Origin of the sequence: Bradyrhizobium archetypum (assembly GCF_013114835.1) — a bacterium.
GTDB classification, from domain to species: domain Bacteria; phylum Pseudomonadota; class Alphaproteobacteria; order Rhizobiales; family Xanthobacteraceae; genus Bradyrhizobium; species Bradyrhizobium archetypum.
The window spans coordinates 204282-225122 of record NZ_JAAVLW010000001.1 but is presented as its reverse complement, the minus strand read 5'-3'; the positions used below and the strand labels follow the sequence as shown (position 1 = coordinate 225122).

Sequence of the window (20841 nt, the reverse complement as noted above, 5' to 3'; positions counted from 1 at the left end):
TCACGACACGACCTCTTTATGCAACGGCAGGACGAATTGAAACGTCGCGCCCGGCTCTTGCTTGCGAGCGATCGATAGGCTCCCGCCGTGAGCCTCCACAATCGAACGGCAGATCGAAAGCCCCATTCCAAGGCCGCTTGATTTAGTGGTGAAAAAGGGATTGAACACGCGATCCGCGTCGTCCTCGGTGATCCCGATACCGCAATCAGTCACGGCGAGGTGCACGCGTCCCATATCATCTTCGGATGACTGAATCACCAGTTCGCGCGGCCGGTCCCTGACCGTTTGCATGGCCTCAATCCCGTTCATCACCAGATTTGTGATCACCTGTTGCAGTTGAACCCGGTCACCTAGGATCAGGGGGAGGGCCGGCGCCAACTCGGTCCGCAACGAGACCTGATGGCTGACCAGCTCGCGTGCTACCAGCGCGATTACCTCCTTGACGATGTCATTGATATCGACCGGCACCATCTCGATCTCGCTTTTCTTCGCAAGCGCGCGGATGCGGCGGATCACCTCGCTCGCTCGGATCCCGTCCTCGATGATCCACTCCACTGAGCAGCGCGCCGCGGAAAGGTCAGGAGTTTCGCGACCAAGCCAACCCAGACAAGCCTCGCCATTGGTGACAATGGCGGCGAGCGGCTGGTTTATCTCGTGGGCGATGGAGGTTGTCAGCTCGCCCAGTGTCGTCACGCGCGTCACGTGCGCGAGCTCTGCCTGTGCCTTCCGCAGTTCTCGTTCGGCCTGATCTGCGCGGATGGTTGCGGTGATGTCGGTGCTGACGCCGCGATAGCCGAGGAAATTGCCGTCAGCATCAAAGAATGGCTTGCCGCTGCTCCGGACGTAAATTGGAGATCCCATCTGGGTGACGGTGCGATAGATGAAATCGCGAAATGGAAGACGTGCATCGAGCGTCGCCCGATGCTGTCGCCACTTCTCGGGTTCTGCCTCGACATCGCGCGCAATTTCCCAGCGAAGCAGGCCGACGACCCTTGTGGCCAGTATGCCTGCTGCGCTGGTGTGCTCCGAAAAGCGGGTGATCCGATGGTCCGGTCCGGTCTCCCAGAGCCAGTCGGAGGCCGTTTCAGCGTAGTCGCGAAACCGCTGCTCGCTTTCGCGCAACGCAGCAAGAGCCCTTTCCAGTCGTTCCCTGGCCGCATGTTGCTCGGTGACATCCATATGCGTTCCGATGAGCTCGCTGACGTTGCCATCGCTGCCGACCACGGCGTGCGCAACGGAATGTATGCGCCTCATCGCGCCATCTGGAAGAAGGATTCGGAAATCATATTCGAAATGCCCTCCTTTGTCTTCGATAGCCTGGCGCGACACTTCCTGAAGCCGCGGCAAGTCGTCTGGATGGATACGCGACCGGATGGTCTCTATCGATACAGCCTGTTGCGGATCGAACCCAAACAGGCGATCGATTTCGGCGGAGCGATACACAAATTCGAGACGGTGAACGTCCCAGGACCAACTGCCCGTGTGGCTAAGATGCTGGGCTTCGGCCAGATATGCCTCGCTACGACGCAACTGCTGTTCCGCCTGCTTTGCAGCCGTAATATCCGTCACTGCGCCGACAAACTCGATATCACCAGAGGCCTTTCCGAAGGCTCGTACCACCGCGTGGAGGTGCTTCACCGAGCCGTCCGGCATCAGCAGTCGGTATTCGTGCTCGAAATCCTCTTCGTTTTGGAGCGCTCGTTCGATGGTCTCTCGCACGGCAGCCCGATCTTCTGGATGGGTTCGATCAAGGACGAGTTGCGGGGTCGGTTCGGTCGACGGATCGTATTGAAAAATACGAAACGTCTCCTTTGACCAGTGGACCTCGCCGGTGGCGACGTTCCAGCCGAAGCTGCCGGTGCGGCTCAATTCCTGCGCCTGGGCCAGATGGGCTTCGCTCCGCCGCAGGGCAGTTTCCGTCCGCTTTCGCTCGGTGATATCTTCGCAGGCGATAAGGACGACGAGCTTGTCTTCTGCCCACTGCATGGCTTTGGCGTTTTCGCGCACCCACAGCACTGAGCCATCCTTCCTGATCTTCTGGATCTCCCAAGTGTGCGATTGGCCGACCGTTTCTATGCACAGCCCGACGCGCTCGCGAACAAACGGACGATCTTCTTCCAGAAATACCTTCAGAACGGAATGCCCGACAAGCTCCGAGGGCGCATAGCCGAGCTGTGTTGCGCCAAACGTGTTGACGTTCAGGACCATTCCGGTGGGGTTGACCATGAAGTGCATGACCGGATTATGCTCGAAAATTTCGCGCCACTGTTTCTCGCGGTCGCGCAACTCAGCCTCGCTGCGCCGGAGCCTGGCTGCGGCCTCAAGCGCAACCTCCTTTTCTCGGCGGACTTTTCCAATCAGGTGCGTTCCGACAATTGAGGCAACAAGGAAGGCCACAACCACAGGAAGATCCCGCGGATCGTCGAGATTGAAAGTGGGCGGCGCAAAGAAATAGGCCAAAGCAGCGAATGGCAAGATGAAAAGCGTGGCAGAGGGGATGAGGCTGCCCATCAGAGAAAACACCAATATCATTTCCAAATAGCCGAACGCCGTCGCGGCGAACTGGGTGTGAAGGTACAACGAAGTTAGCGTCATCAACGCCCGCGCAAAAAAAACTGCGTGAGCTTGCGAAGTTGAATCTAGTAAGCTGATCACCCATCAACCTAAACTATCGAAAGCAGCTGGAGAATTATACGAATGTTTAGGCTCTCTTGCGCTCGCACTGATTCAGCAGCTAGCGCTAGCATTATCAGGTTGCCTCGGTGCGATTAATCCATTGATATCAATGGCATGAGCGGAAGAGCGAGTTCCGGGCTTTCGGGCTTTGATGACGCCGAAAGAAAACTTTCGTTTAAAGAAATTGGCTGATCGAGGCGGCCATGAGGGCCCTTAGAACCCACACGGCAGTGCGCTTAGAACCAGTGGAGCGCAGCAGCCGGGCCGGCACTTCCACCGAAGATAAACCGAGTAACAATCAGGGAAAGCCTTTGGGGGAGATGTCTATCGTTGGCCCGTCTCCTTACTTAGGATTTGAAAAGGTCTGTGGATGGCTTTCGGGGGCCATGACACGATCGTCTCGTTTGGCGGCGGCTTCGCCAAATGCATACGGTGGACAAGACCATAAGAGAGAGGCTTCAAAACAATAAATTGAAGACCGCTTCATCAGAAGACCCTCTGCTTTCATGCTCGGTTACGTAAGCCTCTTGTTGTTGATCGGCCTGGCCGGGGGCTAGACGCGAGCAGAGACCCGCACGTGACCGGGGAAGTTATAGAGGGCTTTACGCGCTTCTGCGAAATGAAAGGAGGTCGACGCGTGTGACGGCCGAGGGAAGGCGTATCGCGCACGCGAAGAATGGAGCCTCCGGGGTCGCTGTGCACGAGGCTAGCGTTGTGCGGATGCTGACGCTGAAGCCCTCAGTGCTTTTGCGATCTCGGTCGCTTGCACGTGCAGACAACCGAGTTCAGCGCTGCAACACAAACCGATTTATATCCTCCTTAGCCCTGATCGAGCTGGGTCGCTCGGCTTCTACGATATGCCGTGTCGTGGCCAAAAACCTTTGTGAGTTCACCATCAACTCGGGCGAGGGTTGCTGAGAGGCCCGAGTCTTGATCGCGACCGTTTCGGTTTTCGGAGCTCGCCGGTGACAAACTGATGCACCCACCGCGGCTTCGCGACTCGAAAACCGCGACGAGGCCCGAGCATCGCGACGCCAGGTGAAGAGCTGCGACGGGTGAATGCTCTCCGATACACTCCCGCCGGGCTCCAGCGCCTCTGCCACGACTTGTGCCTTGAACTCATCCGACCAGCGTCGGCCAAGTTGTCGCGGGGCTCCCTCAAGACGCTCTGCGACCGCTACGATCATATGGAAGGTCTAGTTTCAGAACTAGGCGCAGACATAGAAGCTCACATCGGCTCACACACTCCGCAGCCGATAGCCGATCGCTCATCCACTCCGCCAGATGGGGTCTCTTTGCCACTTACCGTTGTCATAGGACTACTCCTAGTGCTTGCAATAGGAGTTGCAGCCTGCAGACCCTCTGAGCAAGGCGGCCCTCGCCGGACCTTGCCGGATGATTACAGCGCAAGTAGCTAGATCTCGTCGGGTGGAGAGTTCCGGCAAAGGCATAAAATTTGGCAGTAGATCGCAAGAGGGCCATTTCGATATCCCCGAAGGATGTTTGGTGACCGCTGACCTGCCACTAAACTTTCATCCAGCGGCAATTAGAGTCTCGGTGGTTCTGCAGCGAGACCGAACTTTGGACCACTCGAAACTAGAGTTTTACGACTCTAAACACGTTGGCGGGCTGGTGGCGCCATCGCGGTTTTGCAGCAAAATCGGGTCGATTGCCGATCGCCCCATGGGGCCGTTCTTCATTATACAACAAGGCTCAGGAAAGCCCACAGAACCGTTCTTCGCGAGGTTCTTTATCGATTTCCGGCCATGGGGGCAGCCTGCGTGTCCGCTGCAGCAAGTCGGCGGCTCCGCGTCAGGTTCTCGACAGCTATCGCACATAGAGTAGGGTCTCCAGAGGCGATCATAGCTGGCGATCGCTGCAAGAATACTGGAGCGCGCGGTCGGGGGTGCTTGGACGGGGCATTTTGGGGCGTTCACGGTAGTTTTCTGCTGGGTTCGATGCTGCCGAGTCGAGTCCGTGGCAAATCACTCAGGCTTCAAATTGGCCTATATTCCGAAGTGAGAACGAATGAAGTTCCAATCCACCAACTGGGTGCGTCAACAATCGGGCACCGCGGGCCCGCAAGAGAGCTCACCGGCTCCGTCCACAGATGCGGCGGCCTTTGAGCAGCAGCTGAGCGAGATCGCTGTCCCGTCTGCTCCCGTGCTCATCCGCGCCCATCAAGCGGAGGCATCGCGATCTGAGGCGCATGCCGGAAACGATGAGGCGGTGCTGGGCGCCGCAGCGCTGCAGACCGCTCAGTCAAATTGGGTCTTGGTAGGTCGCAGCAAGGAGCCGCTTTATGCTAAGGATGCGCGCCTTATTTCCGGCCTTAAACAGGCGCTCCTCAGGGGTGGAGCCGCCGAGAGCACCGCCACGAGCAACGTCGGTTATCTGCTCAGCTTGAGCCGCTGGCTCTTTGCAAACGACAAGCCGTGCATTGCTGATCGGCTTCATGATGAGTCGATGGACAAGGATGTCGAGGAGTTCATAACCAAAGGTGGGATGGCGAACGTCCCTTGGGCACTAGCTCATCTGCGGACCTCTCAATTGACGGGAGGAGTCGTACCGATCGCAGGCCGCCCTGACCTGACTCCTTATCCCAAGGACGGAACTCTCATCAAAGAATACAGAAAGCAAGCAGTGGCGGCCGGAAATTCAAGTACCGCCAAAACCTATGCATCTATTCTCACGGATTTCAGCCACTACCTTCGGGCAAACAACAAGCCTGGCATTGCTGCTCGGCTTCAGGACGAGACATGGAACGAGGACGAACCGCTCAATGAAGAGATCCAGCGCTACAAGGACGCCGGGGGTAACAAAAGTATCGGCGCGGCACTTGATCATCTCCGTAATGGAGCGAGAAAACTCAACGGTCCGCCTTTTCATCCCGAAGACGCGCCCTTGATTTCCGGACTTCAAGAAGCACTCGTTAAGGCTGGGTACGAGGAGATCACCGCTAAGACGAATTATGTTGGTCCTCTTCGCAGATTCAGCCGGTGGCTCTTTGCAAAAAACAAGCCGGGAGTGGCTGCTCGGCTTAACGACGAATCGCTCAGCAGCGAGGCTGCGATCTTCGATCAAAGTCGCAGGCACCTCGTTCTTACCGCACTAGATCGTCTCCGCGCCTCTCAGTCGCCGGGCGGAGTCGCGTCAATCACTGCCCGGGCAGGGGGCATTGAGGCCGCGGCTAAGCAGGGCGGCTCGCAGCCCGCCTTCAGTTGGCCAGCGGCACTCGCTGAGGGGGATGATCAAGATTTATTCTTTGGGACGGTCGACGAAGCCGGTGCATCGTCGTGTCTTCAGCCACCGCGGCATGGCCTGGCATTGAATCCTACAGAGTCCCCTAATCCCGTGAACTGGCGCCACCAGGACGACGAGCTGACGGATGAACGTTACCGCAACATCCTCGTGCCAGGCGAGCAGATTCCCATCATGCGGGCGAGCGGGCACCCATCTACGCCGCCTCCGCACGGTCAAGGCGGTGGAACGATGCTGAATGCCTCGGCGCTACCGCCCGGCCATGCAAAATTGGTTTTCGCAGGTAGCAGCCTGGATCCTGTTTATTGCGAAGATGCCTCTCTTATTGAGGGGCTGAGGCCGGCACTCATCAAGGCTGGGGCCTCCGAGAGCACGGTCGGCCGCAATCTACGTGGTCTTCTCAGCTTGGGGCATTGGCTCGTGAAGAACGACAAGCCGGGCATTGCTTCCCGGCTTTACGACAAGTCGCTGGACAAGGATGCCCAGGAGTTCGCCGAGAAGGAGGAGCAGGCCATCGCTACCCCACTGGATCATCTTCGAGCCTCCCAATCGCCGGGCGGCATCACGCCGTTTGCAAGCCGGGTTGAGCGGAATCCCTATCCCCAGGATGCGGATCTCATCAAAAGGTACAAGGAAGAAGCAGCCCCAAGCACCGCCAACACCGCCAGGAGCTATGCAACTCTTCTTATCGATTTCAGTGATTACCTCCGTGAAAACGATAAGCCCGGCATTGCTGCTCGGCTTGGCCACGACTCGCTGGATGAAGATGTCAGTCGGTATAAGGAGGCGGACCCCCATGGCCGCAGAAAAGCCGGAGCCGCACTGGCTCATCTCCTGAGGTCGCCGGCGGGTGCTAGAGCGATCGAACTCCTGCGTCATATTCGCCCCCTTCCTGATCTCGAAGACGCGGTTCGCGCCAAGACGAAGCCGACCCTCACCGCGACTGCGCAGCACAGCGGGTCGAACGGAGCTGTCAGCTGGCCGGAGACTCTGCCTGCGAACCAGCAGGATCTGCTTTTGGAGACGATGGACGGACCCAGCTCCTCGCCGCCTCCACAGGGCGACGCGGTTGAGCGGCAGCTGATGCAGACCCCATCCCATCAACTGGCGGCGTCACCATCGCAGAGGCAAGCTCCGGTGTCGTCGCCGGACGAGCTGATCGGCGAGCAGCTTCCGGCCGAAGACGCGGAGCTCTTGGCGAGGTTTCGTGTAGACGCCGAGCGGCGCAAGCTCACCCTAGGGGCCATCAACAACAGTGTTTCCGGGCTTAGGACTTTTGTCCGCTGGGTCAACGCAAGTCATAGGGGCCCTGTAGCTTCTCGGCTGCGAGACGGTTCATCGCTCGATGAGGAAATAGCGAAGTACAGGAGCTTGGGCCGTGACCCCCAGAACCGCATTAGATCGGCTGTGGACGTTCTCAGGCGGCTGCTACGTGGGGGGGAAGAAGTCGAAGCACCCGAACCCCGCGTTCTCGGTGCCCCCCGTCACCACGTTCCTCATCCAGAAGATGCGCCCCTCATCGAGGGCGCGCTGAGCCAAGCCCTGAAAGATCTTAAAACCCCGACTGCGAAGCTGAGGCAGTCTGCGCAACAGCGGGCGACACGTCTTCGTGCGCTGAGTGCGTGGCTTAGAGGGAATGGCAAAGGGAGCATTATTGGGCGACTAAACGGCTCCAGCAGGCAGCAGTTATCCCTCGACCATGACGTGGTAGCATTCCAACGGACTGGAGGCAGAGTACACGGTCCCGATTTGTCGCATCTTCGCAGCTACTTGAAACTCATCGAGGCGAACCGAGAGCTGGGGCTGCGAGGCCCTGAGCAGCCGAGCTCGCCGGCCGCGCAGGGCGATCGGTTTTCCGGCTCTTCGCAGGATCTCCCCTCAACGCCGGCCAGCCGAAGCGCTGGAGCTTGGGTTTGGTTGAGTGAACAGCGGCAAGAACCAGGATCACCATCCAGGCCCGCGTCAAATGCTAAGGGCAGGCGTGAGCCATTTGTTGATCTGAATGCGCCACCGCCGTCCGAGTTGCGCGACGATGCTCACTTTGCGCCAGCCGCTCCTGCCAGGGTTCGCTCAGACACCTACGCTGGTCTTGAGCCATTTGTTGATCTGAATGCGCCAACGCCGTCCGAGTTGCGCGACGATGCTCACTTTGCGCCAGCCGCTCCTGCCAGGGTTCGCTCAGACACCTACGCTGGTCTTGAGCCATTTGTTGATCTGAATGCGCCAACGCCGTCCGAGTTGCGCGACGATGCTCACTTTACGCCAGCCGATCCTGCCAAGGGTCGCTCAGACACCTACGCTGGTCTTGAGCCATTTGTTGATCTGAATGCGCCAACGCCGTCCGAGTTGCGCGACGATGCTCACTTTGCGCCAGCCCATCCTGCCAGGGGTCGCTCGGACACCTACGCTGGTCCTGTATCATTTGTTGGTCGGGATGCGCCCAGACCGCAGGTGATTGATCTAGATCCGCCCACGCTGCAGGAGCTGCGTGATGATGCTCGTTATGCGCCTTTCCCGCGCACATCCGCCGATGCTCAGATGGGGGCTTTGGATCCGACCGCCTCCTCCCACGGCCGCAGTGGACTAGAGCTCGGCGCCAAGGAATGGCTGGGCGACAAGCATATCCACAGGGATTACGAGCTCCTGGCGGAGGAGTTGCGGCGGGTCCGTCCGGAACTCGCCGCCCTGACGCAGTTCGTGGACCCCCTGATAGCTCACTATCAACTGCGCTTCGGCGCCGAGCCCGACATGCTCCGCGCGTTCCAGCGCATCGTCTACGATCCAAATGGTAATGATACGGCCGACTTCCTGTTCCTGCCAGTGAACGACGCTATGGATCCTAATCGCCTCGGCACGCATTGGTCGCTGCTGCTCCTTGATCGCCACACGCGAGGAGAGCCGGTTGCCTATCACTACGACTCTGTCCGGGGACACAACCACGAGGCGGCAGCGCAGCTCGCACGACGGCTGCGCGCCCGCCTGGAGTCACCCAGCATGGTCCAGCAACGGAACAGCTATGATTGCGGCGTCTTTGTGGTGGACGGCACGCGGGCGCTGGTTCGACGATTGGCCCAAGGAGAGCGGCCAGCGCACGAGCCGCTGCACCTTGACAACCTAGTCGCCAATCGGCGGTCCCTCCAGAGTCGACTGGCTCATCCCGGCTTGGGCTAATGGAGCTGGCTGGAGCGGCTCTCCCGGACACTACACCGGGGGGCTCGCCCGAGCGAGCGGCCTGTTTGGCCGCGGAAGCCGAAGCCCAGGGGGCCTTGCTGATCGAGAAGCTCAAACTCACGATCAAGAAGCTCCGGCACGAGCAGTTCGGACAGTCCTCCGAGCAAGGCGCATTGCTGGAGCAGCTCGAGCTAAAGCTCGCCAACGTGGAGGAGACCGCGGCGCAAGCTAAGACCGCAGCGCAGATGGCAGCCGAGAAGATTGCAGCGCCATCGTCGAGCGCCGCAGCAGTGATTGAAACGATTGTAAACCGTCGTGTAAGGGCACAGTCGGGCGGGTCGCGCCAGCGCGCGCCGCATTATTATATGAATGAGTCTCCGTTCTTTAATCGCGGGCACGGTGTCAACCCCGATAGACAAACGTGATCCACTGCCGGGTTCATGGTTCTTTCCGCGGTCGTCTCTACAGGAGCCGCCGCATGATGGCGTTCAAAGGCGGTCAATTCGTGACCCACGTGAAGGCGCTGCCCGGCACCCCCTATGACAGGCATACGCTCGCAACCGTCATTTTGGACATGGAGGCCCTCATCGGCATCACCCTCGAGCGCCTCCTCGCCGACACTATCGCGGCCACAATGCCCCACCCGATTACAAGTTCAGGGTGTTCACCTCAGGGCAGAAGGGGGCGGGTGACGCCACAGATCAAGCGCGAGCTGCGAAGGCGTTCCGCCGTCGAGCCGGTCATCGGCCACCTCAAGTCCGAGCATCGAATGGGCCGCAATCACCTCTGGCATCGCGAGGGCGACGCCATCAACGCCGTCCTCGCCGCCCCCGGCTACAAACTTGTATGGGGTGTCTCCTGTCAAGAGCTCTTAGCCATTCTTCTCCTTGCACCGAGGGCGCAGTTGTGTGCGTCAAGTTCGGCAAATTGATCGTGGGGTCCGGCGAAGCCGTCCCCTCGGTGGACCTGAGTATGGTCAAGCGGCAGGGCGTAACGCCTCCTTTTTTGCGCTCTTTCAGCAGATAGCGCGATAAAGCAGGCAATCGTCGTCGACCTTGCGGGGCACGGAGTAGAGCGCGTTCCTGAAGAAGTGCACATGGCGTTGTCAGGACCTCAGCGATCACCTTCTTCAAGCTCGGATGATCATCAGAGACCACTAACTCCATGGCATGGCGACTGAGAGACATTCCGAGGGAGCTTGCAATCTCCGGCGGGCATCGCGCCGCGTACTTGTATGCGGTCGAACGCTATCTTCGACCAGGATGCGGCAATGCGCATCTCTAGCGAAGCTGGGGCAGCGGGCCCATTCTTCCGCGAGGTCATATGGACCAAGTTGTAGCGCGGGTCACCGCCACCTCGGCGTATCAGGGTTTAGCGATTGCTTCGCCAAGCCCCAATTGAGGTGTCCCGTCTCGCGTTCATGCTACCGGGCGTAACTTGATCCCTGCAGGTATTTCGCCTGTCGTCGTCAAGCGCCAGAACGCTATGAGAAATTTGCGCGCCAGCGCCACGATCATGGTCTTGCGCGTGCCGCCGCGCGCGTCGGCCGCGCGAGTACGGTACCAATGTGCTAATGCGCTGTCTTTCTGGAAAAGGAGAAAGCGCCAGGCCAGTTGGATCATCCCACGCCGCACCCGGGCATTGCCAGCGCATGCAAGGCCCTTCTCCCGTCTTCGCTTGCCGCTCTCATCGGGAGCGCCCGTGAGGCCCGCGCGCGCGACCGCTCTGCGATCTCTCAATTGCGGGGAAAGGATCTCATGCACGAGCATGTCCGCTGTTTCGATTCCAACGCCAATGATCCGCGCCAGCAATTTGACCATCGCGTGCGCTCCGCCGTCAGAAACCTGCAAACGCTGTAATCGAGCTGCCTCGATCTCCCTGATCTGCTCCCTGACGAGGCGAGGGCGGACCATGTCCCGGCGCATCTCGGCGACAGTGTTGGGTGGCAGAGGCACCCCTTCCGGCGTGCGCAGCGTCTCGAGCCGCTCTGACGCATGACGTAGGGTCGGCTTGAAATTGCGAATACCCAGGCGAATGAGACATGCCTTCATTCGATTGACGATGCTGGTTTGTTGGCTGACAAGGTTTTCCCGCTCGCGGTTTGGACGCCGGGCGTCCTCTTCATCGAGGCTTGGGATTGCTGCCATTTGGCAATGGTTCGGCTCGCCGCGCAGCCAACCGAGGAGAGCGCCATTCAAATACTCGGTGTCGAGCCGATCAGTTTTAGACTAGTGACCGTGGACGATTGCGCGCGCCTTCAGGACATCTATGACGGCCTCCGCAAGTTGCTCAGGCGTCTGATCCATGGTCCTGAGATGAAATTCGGGTCTCATCGGTATTTCGTAGGGTGCATCGATACCCGTGAAGTTCTTGATCTTGCCAGACTTCGCCTTCGAATAGAGACCCTTTGGATCGCGCCGCACGCATTCTTCAAGCGGCGTGTCGACAAAGATTTCGATGAACTCCTCCCTAGCAACCAGGTTGCGTACCATGTCTCGCTCCGCTCTGTAGGGCGAGATGAACGAGCAAATCACGATCAGGCCACCGTCGGCCATCAACTTGGCGACTTCGCCGACACGTCGAATATTCTCGACACGATCGGCCTCCGAGAAACCGAGGTCTCGGTTCAACCCGTGCCGCATGTTGTCGCCATCCAGCAGGATGGGGTGACACGACATTGCGAACAGCTTTTGATCGACGATGTTGGCGATAGTCGACTTGCCGGCACCGGACAGGCCGGTGAACCAGATGATGCAAGGCTTTTGGTTCTTCAGGGCGGCCCGCTCGCTCTTTCCCACTAAAAAGCGGTTGCCGTATTGGTAGCCCGCCGCAGCGGGAACGCAATCATGCCGGCGCCAACGGTGCGATTGGTAAAGCGGTCAATGACAATGAACGATCCGGTCTTGCGATTGACCTCGTACGGATCGAAGGCCACGGGCAGTGCCGTCGCGACATTGCAGAAGCCGATCTCGTTGAGGCTAAGCTTCCTGGCCGCCAGGTGCTCACGTGTGTTGACGTCGATCCGATGCTTGATCGCGGTAATGCTACCGGCGACTCCGGTCCGAGTTCCAATACGAAGGATGTAATTGCGTCCAGCAACGAGCGGATCGTTGTCCATCCAGATCAGATGGGCCGCGAACTGGTCGGTGACCTCAGGCCGCTCGTTCGGACGCGCCAGAAGATCGCCACGGCCGATATCGATCTCGTCTTCGAGGGTAATGGTGACGGCATCGCCAGCGTCGGCGCGGGGAAGATTGCCGTCCTGGGCCACGATTCGCTTGACGCGAGTGGTCCGTCCAGACGCTGCGACAACAATCTCATCTCCCGCCGAGATGCTCCCGGAGGCCACCGAGCCGGCATAACCGCGGAAGTCCAGATTGGGCCGATTCACCCACTGAACCGGAAAGCGGAAAACCTGGCGCGCGACGTCGGATTGAATATCGATGCTCTCCAAATAGTCGAGCAGGCACGGGCCTTGGTACCACTTGGTTTTATCGGACTGGTTGATGACGTTGTCGCCGTACCGGGCGGAGATCGGGATCGGAACGACCGAGGTGAAGCCAAGACCGGCAGCAAAGGCCATATAATCGCCTACGATCCGATCAAATCTCTCCTTGTTGTACTTGACCAGGTCGATCTTGTTCACTGCCAGCACCACATGGCGGATACCTAGCAGCGAGCAGATGAAGGAGTGACGCTTGGTCTGGACCAACACGCCCTTGCGGGCATCGATCAGGATGATGGCGAGCTGGGCGTTCGAGGCGCCAGTTGCCATGTTGCGGGTGTACTGCTCGTGGCCGGGCGTGTCTGCCACCATGAACGATCGGCGCAGGGTGGTAAAAAAGCGATAGGCCACATCGATCGTGATGCCTTGTTCCCGTTCAGCTTCAAGCCCGTCAACTAGCAGAGCAAAATCAACATCATTGCCGGTGGTGCCGTGCTTGGCGCTGTCGCGTGCCAGCGCCGCGAGCTGATCCTCGTAAATCACCTTGCTATCATGCAACAGCCGTCCGATCAGCGTCGACTTTCCGTCGTCTACTGAACCACAGGTGATGAATTGCAGCTGGTCCTTGCCGGCCTGGACACGGTCGATTGTTGCCTTGGAAGGCATCAAAAGTAGCCTTCCCACTTCTTCTTCTCCATCGAAGCGGCTTCATCGGTATCGATCAAGCGTCCCTGGCGCTCAGATACGGTCGCAGTGTGCATTTCCGCGACAATGTCCTCAATTGTGGTCGCGTCGGAGTCGATGGCCCCGCTCAGCGGATAGCATCCCAGCGTGCGAAAACGGATCATGCGCATCTCCGGCATCTCGTTGGATTGAAGACGCAATCGTTTGTCATCGACCATGATCGTTGCGCCGCTTCGCCGCACCACGGGTCTTTGCTTTGCGAAGTAGAGCGGGACGACCGGGATCTTCTCGAGCATGATGTATTCCCAGATGTCGAGCTCGGTCCAGTTCGACATTGCGAATACACGCATGGTTTCGCCCTGGAGGAGTTGGGTGTTGAAGAGGTTCCAGAGCTCCGGCCGCTGGTTGCGGGGATCCCACACGTGCCCGGCCGAACGGAAGGAGAAGATCCGTTCTTTCGCGCGGCTCTTTTCCTCGTCACGTCGCGCCCCACCAAACGCAGCATCGAACTGATAGAGATCGAGCGCCTGCTTCAGGGCATCGGTCTTCATCACCCGCGTATGAAGAGCTGAGCCGGAATCGATCGGGTTAATCCCGCGCTCAAGGCCCTCCTTGTTCACATGGACGATGAGTTCGACGCCTAGCCGCTTGGCCGTCTCATCCCGGAAAGTGATCATCTCGCGGAATTTCCAGGTCGTATCGACGTGAAGGAGGGGAAACGGCAACTTCGCGGGATAGAACGCCTTGATTGCAACGTGCAGCATGACACTCGAGTCTTTACCGATCGAGTAGAGCATAACCGGATTTTTGAACCCGGCGACTACCTCACGCATGATTTCGATCGACTCAGCCTCGAGGCGACGCAAATGTTTCGGCAGCATATGGTTCTTCTTTGATACAGAATTGTTGTTCGTTAGATGCCATTTGGCGCAGCGCTTCCGCTTGGGACGATAACCCTGCCGCAGCAGCAAGCAGGACCGCACGACCCGGCAGCCGCTTTGCTGCATCCTCGGTGCTAGTCAGGGGTAGGCATCGGCCTCGCTTTCAATCATACAGAACTCGAGCGACCATCCGGACCGTTTCAATTCTTGCACCGCGTCTTCGTCCATCCACGTTTTGGTGTTGCGACTGGGAGCTGGCGCATGGACCGATCCAGCCGAGAGCATTCCCTTCTCAACAAGACCAATAATGACGGTGTGCTCGAGTTCTTGAGCTGCTGTCAAGCATCGGAACCGTGATCGGCAGCTTTCGCTTGCTCGCAAAGCTAAGGACAAGTCGAGGAGCGGCCAACTGTGAGGAGCCAAAGACGCCGCGTTTGGTCATTTCAAAGAAGCGGGAAGCTGCGGTCACATTTCGTCTCGTTGACAACGCAGCGGCGATGCAGCTGCCATTGCGCGATGCCTGGGTAGCAGTGCCCAGCTCTCATCCATCCACCGGAGCAGATCGATTTGGAAAGTCAATGCGATCCTTACTATTGGATTTGGTAGGGGAGGCTGCCTGCACTTTGAGATACTCTGTTCGAGGAACGACCCGCGCAACCCAAAATGTCACGGCAGCTCGAACCATGAATCGCGACCAGATCCGTATATCTCAAGAGAGAACAATCTGGTCATGAAAACGCGATTGGCGGACTTGAGAGCCGATGATGTGTGTCAGATCCCGCTGAGCAATCTGGATGTAAGCGAAGCCAAGCGCTTTCAGGATGATAGCATATGGGGGTACTTCGAGCGGTTGCGAATGGAAGATCCCGTTCACTACTGTCAAGCCAGCCCTTATGGTCCATATTGGTCCGTGACAAAATACCGAGATATCGTAGCGGTAGATACAAATCACAAAGCGTTCTCATCGGAGCAGGGTGTCGCTATTGTCGACGTGCCTGACAAGCACTGGACTCAGAGTTTCATCAAGATGGGTCCTCCCAAACATGGCGAGCAGCGCCATACTGTAAGCCCGATCGTCGCACCGGAAAACCTGATTAAGCTCGAAAGCTTGATCCGCCGACGGGTCAGGACGATTCTGGGCAGCTTGCCGCGCAATCATGACTTCAATTGGGTGGACATGGTCTCCATCGAGTTGACGACGCAGATGCTGGCCACGCTATTCGACTTTCCATTCGAGGATCGGCGGCTCTTGACCTATTGGTCAGACGTAGCTGTTGCAATCCCGAAAGCGGGCCACGCGATCGACAGCTGGGATAAGCGAAGCACGATCTTGTCCGAGTGCCTGGAGTATTTCACGCGGCTTTGGAACGAGCGCATCAATGCCGAGCCACGCATGGACCTGATTTCCATGATGGCGCACTCGCCTGCAACTCGACAGATGGAGCCGAGCGAGTTTCTCGGGAATCTGATTCTGCTGATCGTCGGGGGAAATGACACCACGCGTAATTCGATTACCGGGGGCCTCCTGTTCATGAACCAGCACCCCTCCGAGCTGCGAAAACTACGCGATAATCCTGAGCTGGTATCGAGCGCGGTGTCAGAAATTATTCGGTATCAGACTCCCATCGCACATATGCGCCGCAACGCCGCGACCGATATCGTCGTAGGTGGGAAACAAATCAGGAAGGGCGACAAGGTCGTCATGTGGTACATCTCTGGTAACCGCGACGAAGAGGTCATCGAGAACGCCGACAGATTTCTCATCGACCGCAAGAACGTCCGGCAGCATCTCTCGTTCGGATTCGGCATCCATCGCTGCCTTGGTCGACATCTTGCCGAACTGCAGCTGAAAATCCTCTGGGAAGAAGTTTTGAACGCGCGGCTCGAAGTCGAGGTTGTCGGCGAACCCGATCGAATTGCGTCTAACTTTGTGCACGGTTATTCCGCTCTTCCTGTGCAGATTAGAGCTTAGGCTGTGATTCGCTTGGGCCTCCAGGCCATGAAGAGGAGGTTTTCTGCGCCCGACCTGAATGAGTGGATAGCTTTCGTCGAAAATGAGGGCGAGGCTTGTCCTCGCGCCGCTATGCAGAACTCATTTTTCATTGAAAAGGCAGCGCCCGTAGACCGATCGTTTGCATCGCCACGACGGAGAGAAGAAAACTGCGGGCGGCGCTTCTCTCGCGCTTTTTGGACATTGAGAGTCGCCCGCTCGACCCGATGCGGCTCGCATGCAAGATGAAAGTTGCCACCGGCGGCTTCGGTTGGAAGTGTGGAGGATGCGCGTTATGGTCGGATGCGTCAGAGCGCGCCCAATCAACTACCAAATTCAGCAATTGATGGAACTGACGGACACATGGCAATCAGCATCAAGAAACCCACGCGGCGACAGAATCAAGGAAGTATGGATGCAACATATTAGAAGCTTTGATGCAATGCCATTTCGGGATTGCGCGTCAGTGCCAGGGATGGAGTGAAGTTTGGTCAAAGCAAGAGCGACGACAAAGTCGCGGGTTGGAAAGCCCACGCTTTCCGCTCCAGACGATGATCCCTATCTGTGGTTGGAACAGATCGAAGGCGCACGGGCGCTGAAATTTGTCGAGCGGCAGAATAGCAAGACTCTGCAGGTGTTTGGCGGCGCCGCATTCGAGCGGGATCGCGATGCGCTGACCTCGATTTATGACCGACCGGACAATATCCCCTATGTCAGCCGGTGCGGCGGCTATCTTTACAATCTCTGGAAGGATGCCAACAATCCACGCGGCCTTTGGCGACGAACCACTCTGGAAGAATTTCGTACGCCGAAGCCGTCATGGGAAGTTCTGCTCGACATCGATCAGATCGCTATCAGCGAAGGCCAAGACTGGCTTCTGAACGGAATGGCCTCACTGGCGGGCGATCATAGACGGACGATTCTGAGCCTTTCGCGCGGCGGCAGCGATTCCGTCACCTTGCGTGAGTTCGATATCGACGCGAAGACCTTTGTCAGCGATGGCTTCGTCTTGCCGGAGGCTAAGGGCTGCGTTGAATGGCTCGATCCCGATACGTTGGTGCTGTCGAGCTCGCATGGGCAGGGCATGGCGACGATCTCCGGCTATGCGCGTACGGTGAGGCTGTGGCGCCGCGGTACGCAGGCCGATCAAGCGACAGCGATCTTTGAGATCGCAGCCGATCATGTCGGAGTAGACTGCAATGTCGACCACACCGTTGCGCCGCCGCGGATGTGGTTCGTCGATCAGGTGGACTTCTTCAGTTTCGTCAGATGGCTCGGCGACGAAAAGGGAGCGACGGCAAAGCTCGATCTTCCAAGCAACATCTGGCTGCTCCCTCATCACGACTGGGTTGCCGTCAGGCCGCGCGAAACCTGGTCTGTGGCGGGGCAGACCTATGCCGCGGATACGGTGCTCGTCATCTCGTTGGTAGCTTTCCTTGAAGGCAACCGTCAATTCGAGGTTCTTTTCGAACCAGGCCCGCGCCGCGCGCTGCAGGGGTTCTTTTGGAGTGCCGGCAAGCTTGTGCTTTCCATTCTCAACGAACTTCGGCCGCTCTTCGAGATATGCACGCCGTCCGAAAAGGGGTGGAGCCGCGCGCAACTGCGCGGGCTTCCCGACATCGGGGTCGTCGACGTATGGCCTCTTGATTATTATCGATCCGAAAGGAACGGCAACCTGCTCGTCGGGAGCCAGGATCCGCTCACGCCAGCTTCGCTTATGCTGATCGAGAATAACGTCGCCAGTCCGACCGTGCTCAAGCAGGCGCCGAAGACCTTTACCGCGGATGGGCTGGTGGTCACCCAACATGAAGCCATTTCGATTGATGGCGAGCGCATCCCCTATGTACAGACCGGTCCGGCCGACGAGACGGGCGATGCGCCCGTCCACATGGGCGGCTACGGAGGCTTTGGGATCTCGGTGAGGCCGTACTACAATTCAGCGCTTGGCAAGCTTTGGCTCGAGCGCGGCGGCACCACGGTGCAGGCAAATTTACGCGGCGGCGGCGAGTTCGGTACGCGCTGGCACGATGCCGGCCGGCTCCGTGGTAAGAAATTGTCGCACGACGACTTCGCTGCCGTTGCCGCCGATCTCGTGCGACGCGGCGTGACGGCGCCGAAGCGGATCGCAGCCCAGGGCGGATCGAACGGCGGCATCCTCATCACCAATATGCTGACGCGCTATCCAGAACGCTTCGGCGCGCTGTTCTGCACGATCCCGCTGATCGACATGCGCCGCTACACTAAGCTGCTGGCAGGAGCAAGCTGGATTGCAGAATATGGGGACCCCGATAAGCACGAGGAGTGGGAGTGGCTCAAGACCTATTCCGCGTATCATGCCGCCAAGCGCGGCCAAAAATACCCCCCGATCCTGATCGCCACTACGCGGCGGGACGATCGTGTTCATCCCGGACACGCGCGCAAGATGGCCGCGAAGCTCCAGGCAATGGGCTACGAGGCCTATTTCTACGAGCCGGCGGCTGGCGGCCATGGTTACGGCCGGGACAACAGGGAGCGCGCCGGCTTCGAGGTGCTGGGCTTTCGATTCCTGAAGAGCAAGATTGGCTGGCTTGACGGCGAGGCTTAGGCGGGCCCGGCGTTTGTGATCCGACAAACTCCAGCGTGATGGTTGCATGACATTATCAGCAAGTCAGCCGGAGAAGGGGAGCAGCTTGCGCAACTCACTCGACGTCAACAAGGTCGCTACTCTTCATTCGAGATTGCGTGGGCGCAAGAGCCAGTGTTTTTGTGCATGCTACAATCTGCGGGCCGATAAAGCTTTGCCATGTCGCGGATGAGCAGAGGTGTCGAGAAATTAACATGCGCGGCTCCTTCTCGGCGGTACTGATCTCAGAACGGCTCGATATCGACATTCGGGAGCGCTTTCCATTGCTTCATGAAGTCTGCGGTTGGCGCGATCACGTCAATGGTTGAGGCATTTTGAGCGGGGCGATAGCCTCGAGCGCGATCAGGCGGCTTCCGGAAGAGCGGAATCTTTGAAGCCCTGTTCAAATTAACCGCCGTCGCGGGAAGCTCCTGCCACGAGCTGGCCGGCCAGGCGCCCGTTGAGCAACCGAACGCGAGCTCGCTTCCTCAGAGGGGCCAATCCGCGATCATCTCGGCGTCGCATCAGAGCTGATCCTTGCTTTCTTGATGGACCGAGCATTTTCCGGTACGTCAGCCCTGTACGGATTCGGTTTGCTGGCCGTCGCGCCATATCAATTTCGTTCTCCCTTTCGTCGTCCGAGCAGATAGCAGCCTTAGAAACATGCGGGCTAGCGTGACAACGTAAATCCGCTAACGAACGCACATGCGCGATGGCACTCACATCCTCATCTAGGCGCGGCTCGCAATCGATGGCCTCATTCTGAAAGCGATGCAGTTCTAGATAGGACGACGCCAGTACGTCAGGCCTTGGACTGAAACCCACGAGTCAGGGGTATGCGCATCAAGGCGCTACGCGGCGGCAAGGCAAGTTACCGGCGAGAAAGGTGCCGGCCGCTGGATCTCAATCCGCGAATCTTCTTCGGATCCATCGCCGATGTCCAGCGCCTGAAATACGACATTTTTCTAGGCCTGAGGTATGTGCGCCCAAAAACGATTTCGTCGCGGGGCTTTGCCGATTCGTTTTGGATTGTCGTTCTGCGAGACCCGTTGGTTGAGGTGCGCGCTTGCGGGGTTTTGAGGGAACTGCGCCGGGCGGGCACGACGAAGTGCATTCGCTTCCGACGGATCCCCCCGTTCAGCTTTCAGATTTCCCTGCGGCGCATGGGATCGTCCAACGGTCGTTCCTGGCTCTTGAGCTCAGTTTTCTCCAAAAGTACCAGTGCGGCGTCGATCTGCCCAAGCTGACGTCCGATCTGGTGTCGCTCGTGAGCGCCTTCGGTGACCCCCAGTTGCTCGATGAGCTTCTGTTTACGCGCGAGCAAAATCTTAATGAGTGTGGTCACCGAACGGCCCAGACGCAGCCAACAAGTATCGCGACGAAAACGACTGCGGCGCCGATTCCGAGGGCAATTTCCATCGCATTACTCCGTCATTCTCTACCGGTTCCCATCAGCCGGTTTATGCAAAGAACCAGTCTTCCGGCAATCGAATATAAGCGCGTGATTTTCGGTGCCTTCACCGAGGAGTGGGTTGAGGTGTCGTAATCAAGACTGCTGTATGCTCGCAACAGCCTAGGTTTCCCTTGCCACGTGACGTCGCACCGTTCGCTAACGAACCGCTGACTTCGCATTGATTGTTATGATCGTATCCGTTTGCTCAGCTCGCGCGTACGGAGACACTGATCCTGACCCACGGGTTTGGTGAAGGACATCACGGTGGAGAGCGCGAGCGAATGCGACCGCAGCTTCTCCAACATGCTGTTTCATTTCGCCTCACAGCAAACGGCGGGGCGCACCGGACGCTACCGAGCACGTGCAAAGTCCTCCCGTAACATTAGCGGTCCCACATGTGATCAGATCAGTCGTTGTGGTTGAACGAAGCAATCGGCGTGCCGATTCGAAAATTTGAGGTTCTACAGTCGCTTCGTACTGGGTGTAGGTAGCGCCAAGTTGTGGGACATTGGTCTCAAAGCTGACAAAACGGCGCGGTTAGTGTCCGAATCTTCGCAAAGTTTTGAAGAACGGTGAATGCACCGGGCCCTCAGAAATGACCGGTGCCGGCTCGACGCAGCAATCCAGTTCACCGATGCGCGACCGATACATATTGGCCCACGCTGATTTCTAGTCAGC

The 20841-nt window shown here is 58.3% G+C and carries 8 protein-coding genes and 4 pseudogenes; 6 read left to right on the top strand and 6 right to left on the bottom strand.

Annotated elements, in window-relative coordinates; all coding sequences use genetic code 11:
* Together HCN50_RS00955 and HCN50_RS33340 are read right to left on the bottom strand one after the other, a co-directional pair.
* The gene (locus HCN50_RS00955; protein ID WP_311966952.1) at window positions 1-2655 is read right to left on the bottom strand and encodes a PAS domain S-box protein; all 2655 of its coding nucleotides are present in this window, start codon (window positions 2653-2655) and stop codon (window positions 1-3) included.
* Between the two features lie 806 nt (window positions 2656-3461).
* Complete coding sequence (locus HCN50_RS33340; protein WP_235976691.1) at window positions 3462-3863, bottom strand: transposase; 402 nt, start codon at window positions 3861-3863, stop codon at window positions 3462-3464.
* A gap of 841 nt (window positions 3864-4704) precedes the next feature.
* Between HCN50_RS33340 and HCN50_RS00945 the strand changes: the two genes are divergently transcribed.
* From HCN50_RS00945 to HCN50_RS00935, 3 genes and pseudogenes are all read left to right on the top strand, one after another.
* Complete coding sequence (locus tag HCN50_RS00945; RefSeq protein WP_235976690.1) at window positions 4705-9108, top strand: Ulp1 family isopeptidase; 4404 nt, start codon at window positions 4705-4707, stop codon at window positions 9106-9108.
* A 65-nt stretch (window positions 9109-9173) separates the two neighbouring features.
* Window positions 9174-9533, top strand: coding sequence for an IS66 family transposase (locus HCN50_RS00940; protein ID WP_171707750.1), 360 nt, complete (start codon window positions 9174-9176; stop codon window positions 9531-9533).
* Window positions 9534-9598: 65 nt separating this feature from the next.
* Window positions 9599-10039: pseudogene (locus HCN50_RS00935) on the top strand (IS5/IS1182 family transposase); the annotation flags it as partial.
* 102 nt (window positions 10040-10141) lie between these two features.
* On the opposite strand, the pseudogene HCN50_RS34985 reads toward HCN50_RS00935, so the two are convergent.
* The 4 genes and pseudogenes from HCN50_RS34985 to cysD all read right to left on the bottom strand — a co-directional run.
* Window positions 10142-10280: pseudogene (locus tag HCN50_RS34985) on the bottom strand (transposase); the annotation flags it as partial.
* A 246-nt stretch (window positions 10281-10526) separates the two neighbouring features.
* A pseudogene (locus HCN50_RS00930) lies at window positions 10527-11336 on the bottom strand (transposase); the annotation flags it as partial.
* Window positions 11337-13219, bottom strand: a pseudogene (gene cysN, locus HCN50_RS00925) (sulfate adenylyltransferase subunit CysN).
* The gene (gene cysD, locus HCN50_RS00920; RefSeq protein ID WP_171707749.1) at window positions 13219-14244 is read right to left on the bottom strand and encodes a sulfate adenylyltransferase subunit CysD; all 1026 of its coding nucleotides are present in this window, start codon (window positions 14242-14244) and stop codon (window positions 13219-13221) included. Before cysD ends, cysN begins: the two are co-directional and overlap by 1 nt.
* A gap of 604 nt (window positions 14245-14848) precedes the next feature.
* Between cysD and HCN50_RS00915 the strand changes: the two genes are divergently transcribed.
* From HCN50_RS00915 to HCN50_RS00905, 3 genes are all read left to right on the top strand, one after another.
* Window positions 14849-16090: a cytochrome P450 gene (locus tag HCN50_RS00915; protein ID WP_171707748.1), complete on the top strand. Its 1242-nt coding sequence runs from the start codon at window positions 14849-14851 to the stop codon at window positions 16088-16090.
* A 505-nt stretch (window positions 16091-16595) separates the two neighbouring features.
* Complete coding sequence (locus HCN50_RS00910) at window positions 16596-18692, top strand: prolyl oligopeptidase family serine peptidase (protein WP_171707747.1); 2097 nt, start codon at window positions 16596-16598, stop codon at window positions 18690-18692.
* Window positions 18693-19776: 1084 nt separating this feature from the next.
* A complete protein-coding gene (locus HCN50_RS00905) occupies window positions 19777-20256 on the top strand; it encodes a hypothetical protein (protein ID WP_171707746.1) in 480 nt (159 codons plus the stop codon).
* Window positions 20257-20841: the final 585 nt, after the last annotated feature.

Coding starts and splice junctions, on each gene's coding strand:
- HCN50_RS33340 (WP_235976691.1), bottom strand. CDS start 3,863: ATGATCGTAGCGGTCGCAGAGCGTCTTGAGGGAGCCCCGCGACAACTT.
- HCN50_RS00945 (WP_235976690.1), top strand. CDS start 4,705: ATGAAGTTCCAATCCACCAACTGGGTGCGTCAACAATCGGGCACCGCG.
- cysD (WP_171707749.1), bottom strand. CDS start 14,244: ATGCAGCAAAGCGGCTGCCGGGTCGTGCGGTCCTGCTTGCTGCTGCGG.
- HCN50_RS00915 (WP_171707748.1), top strand. CDS start 14,849: ATGAAAACGCGATTGGCGGACTTGAGAGCCGATGATGTGTGTCAGATC.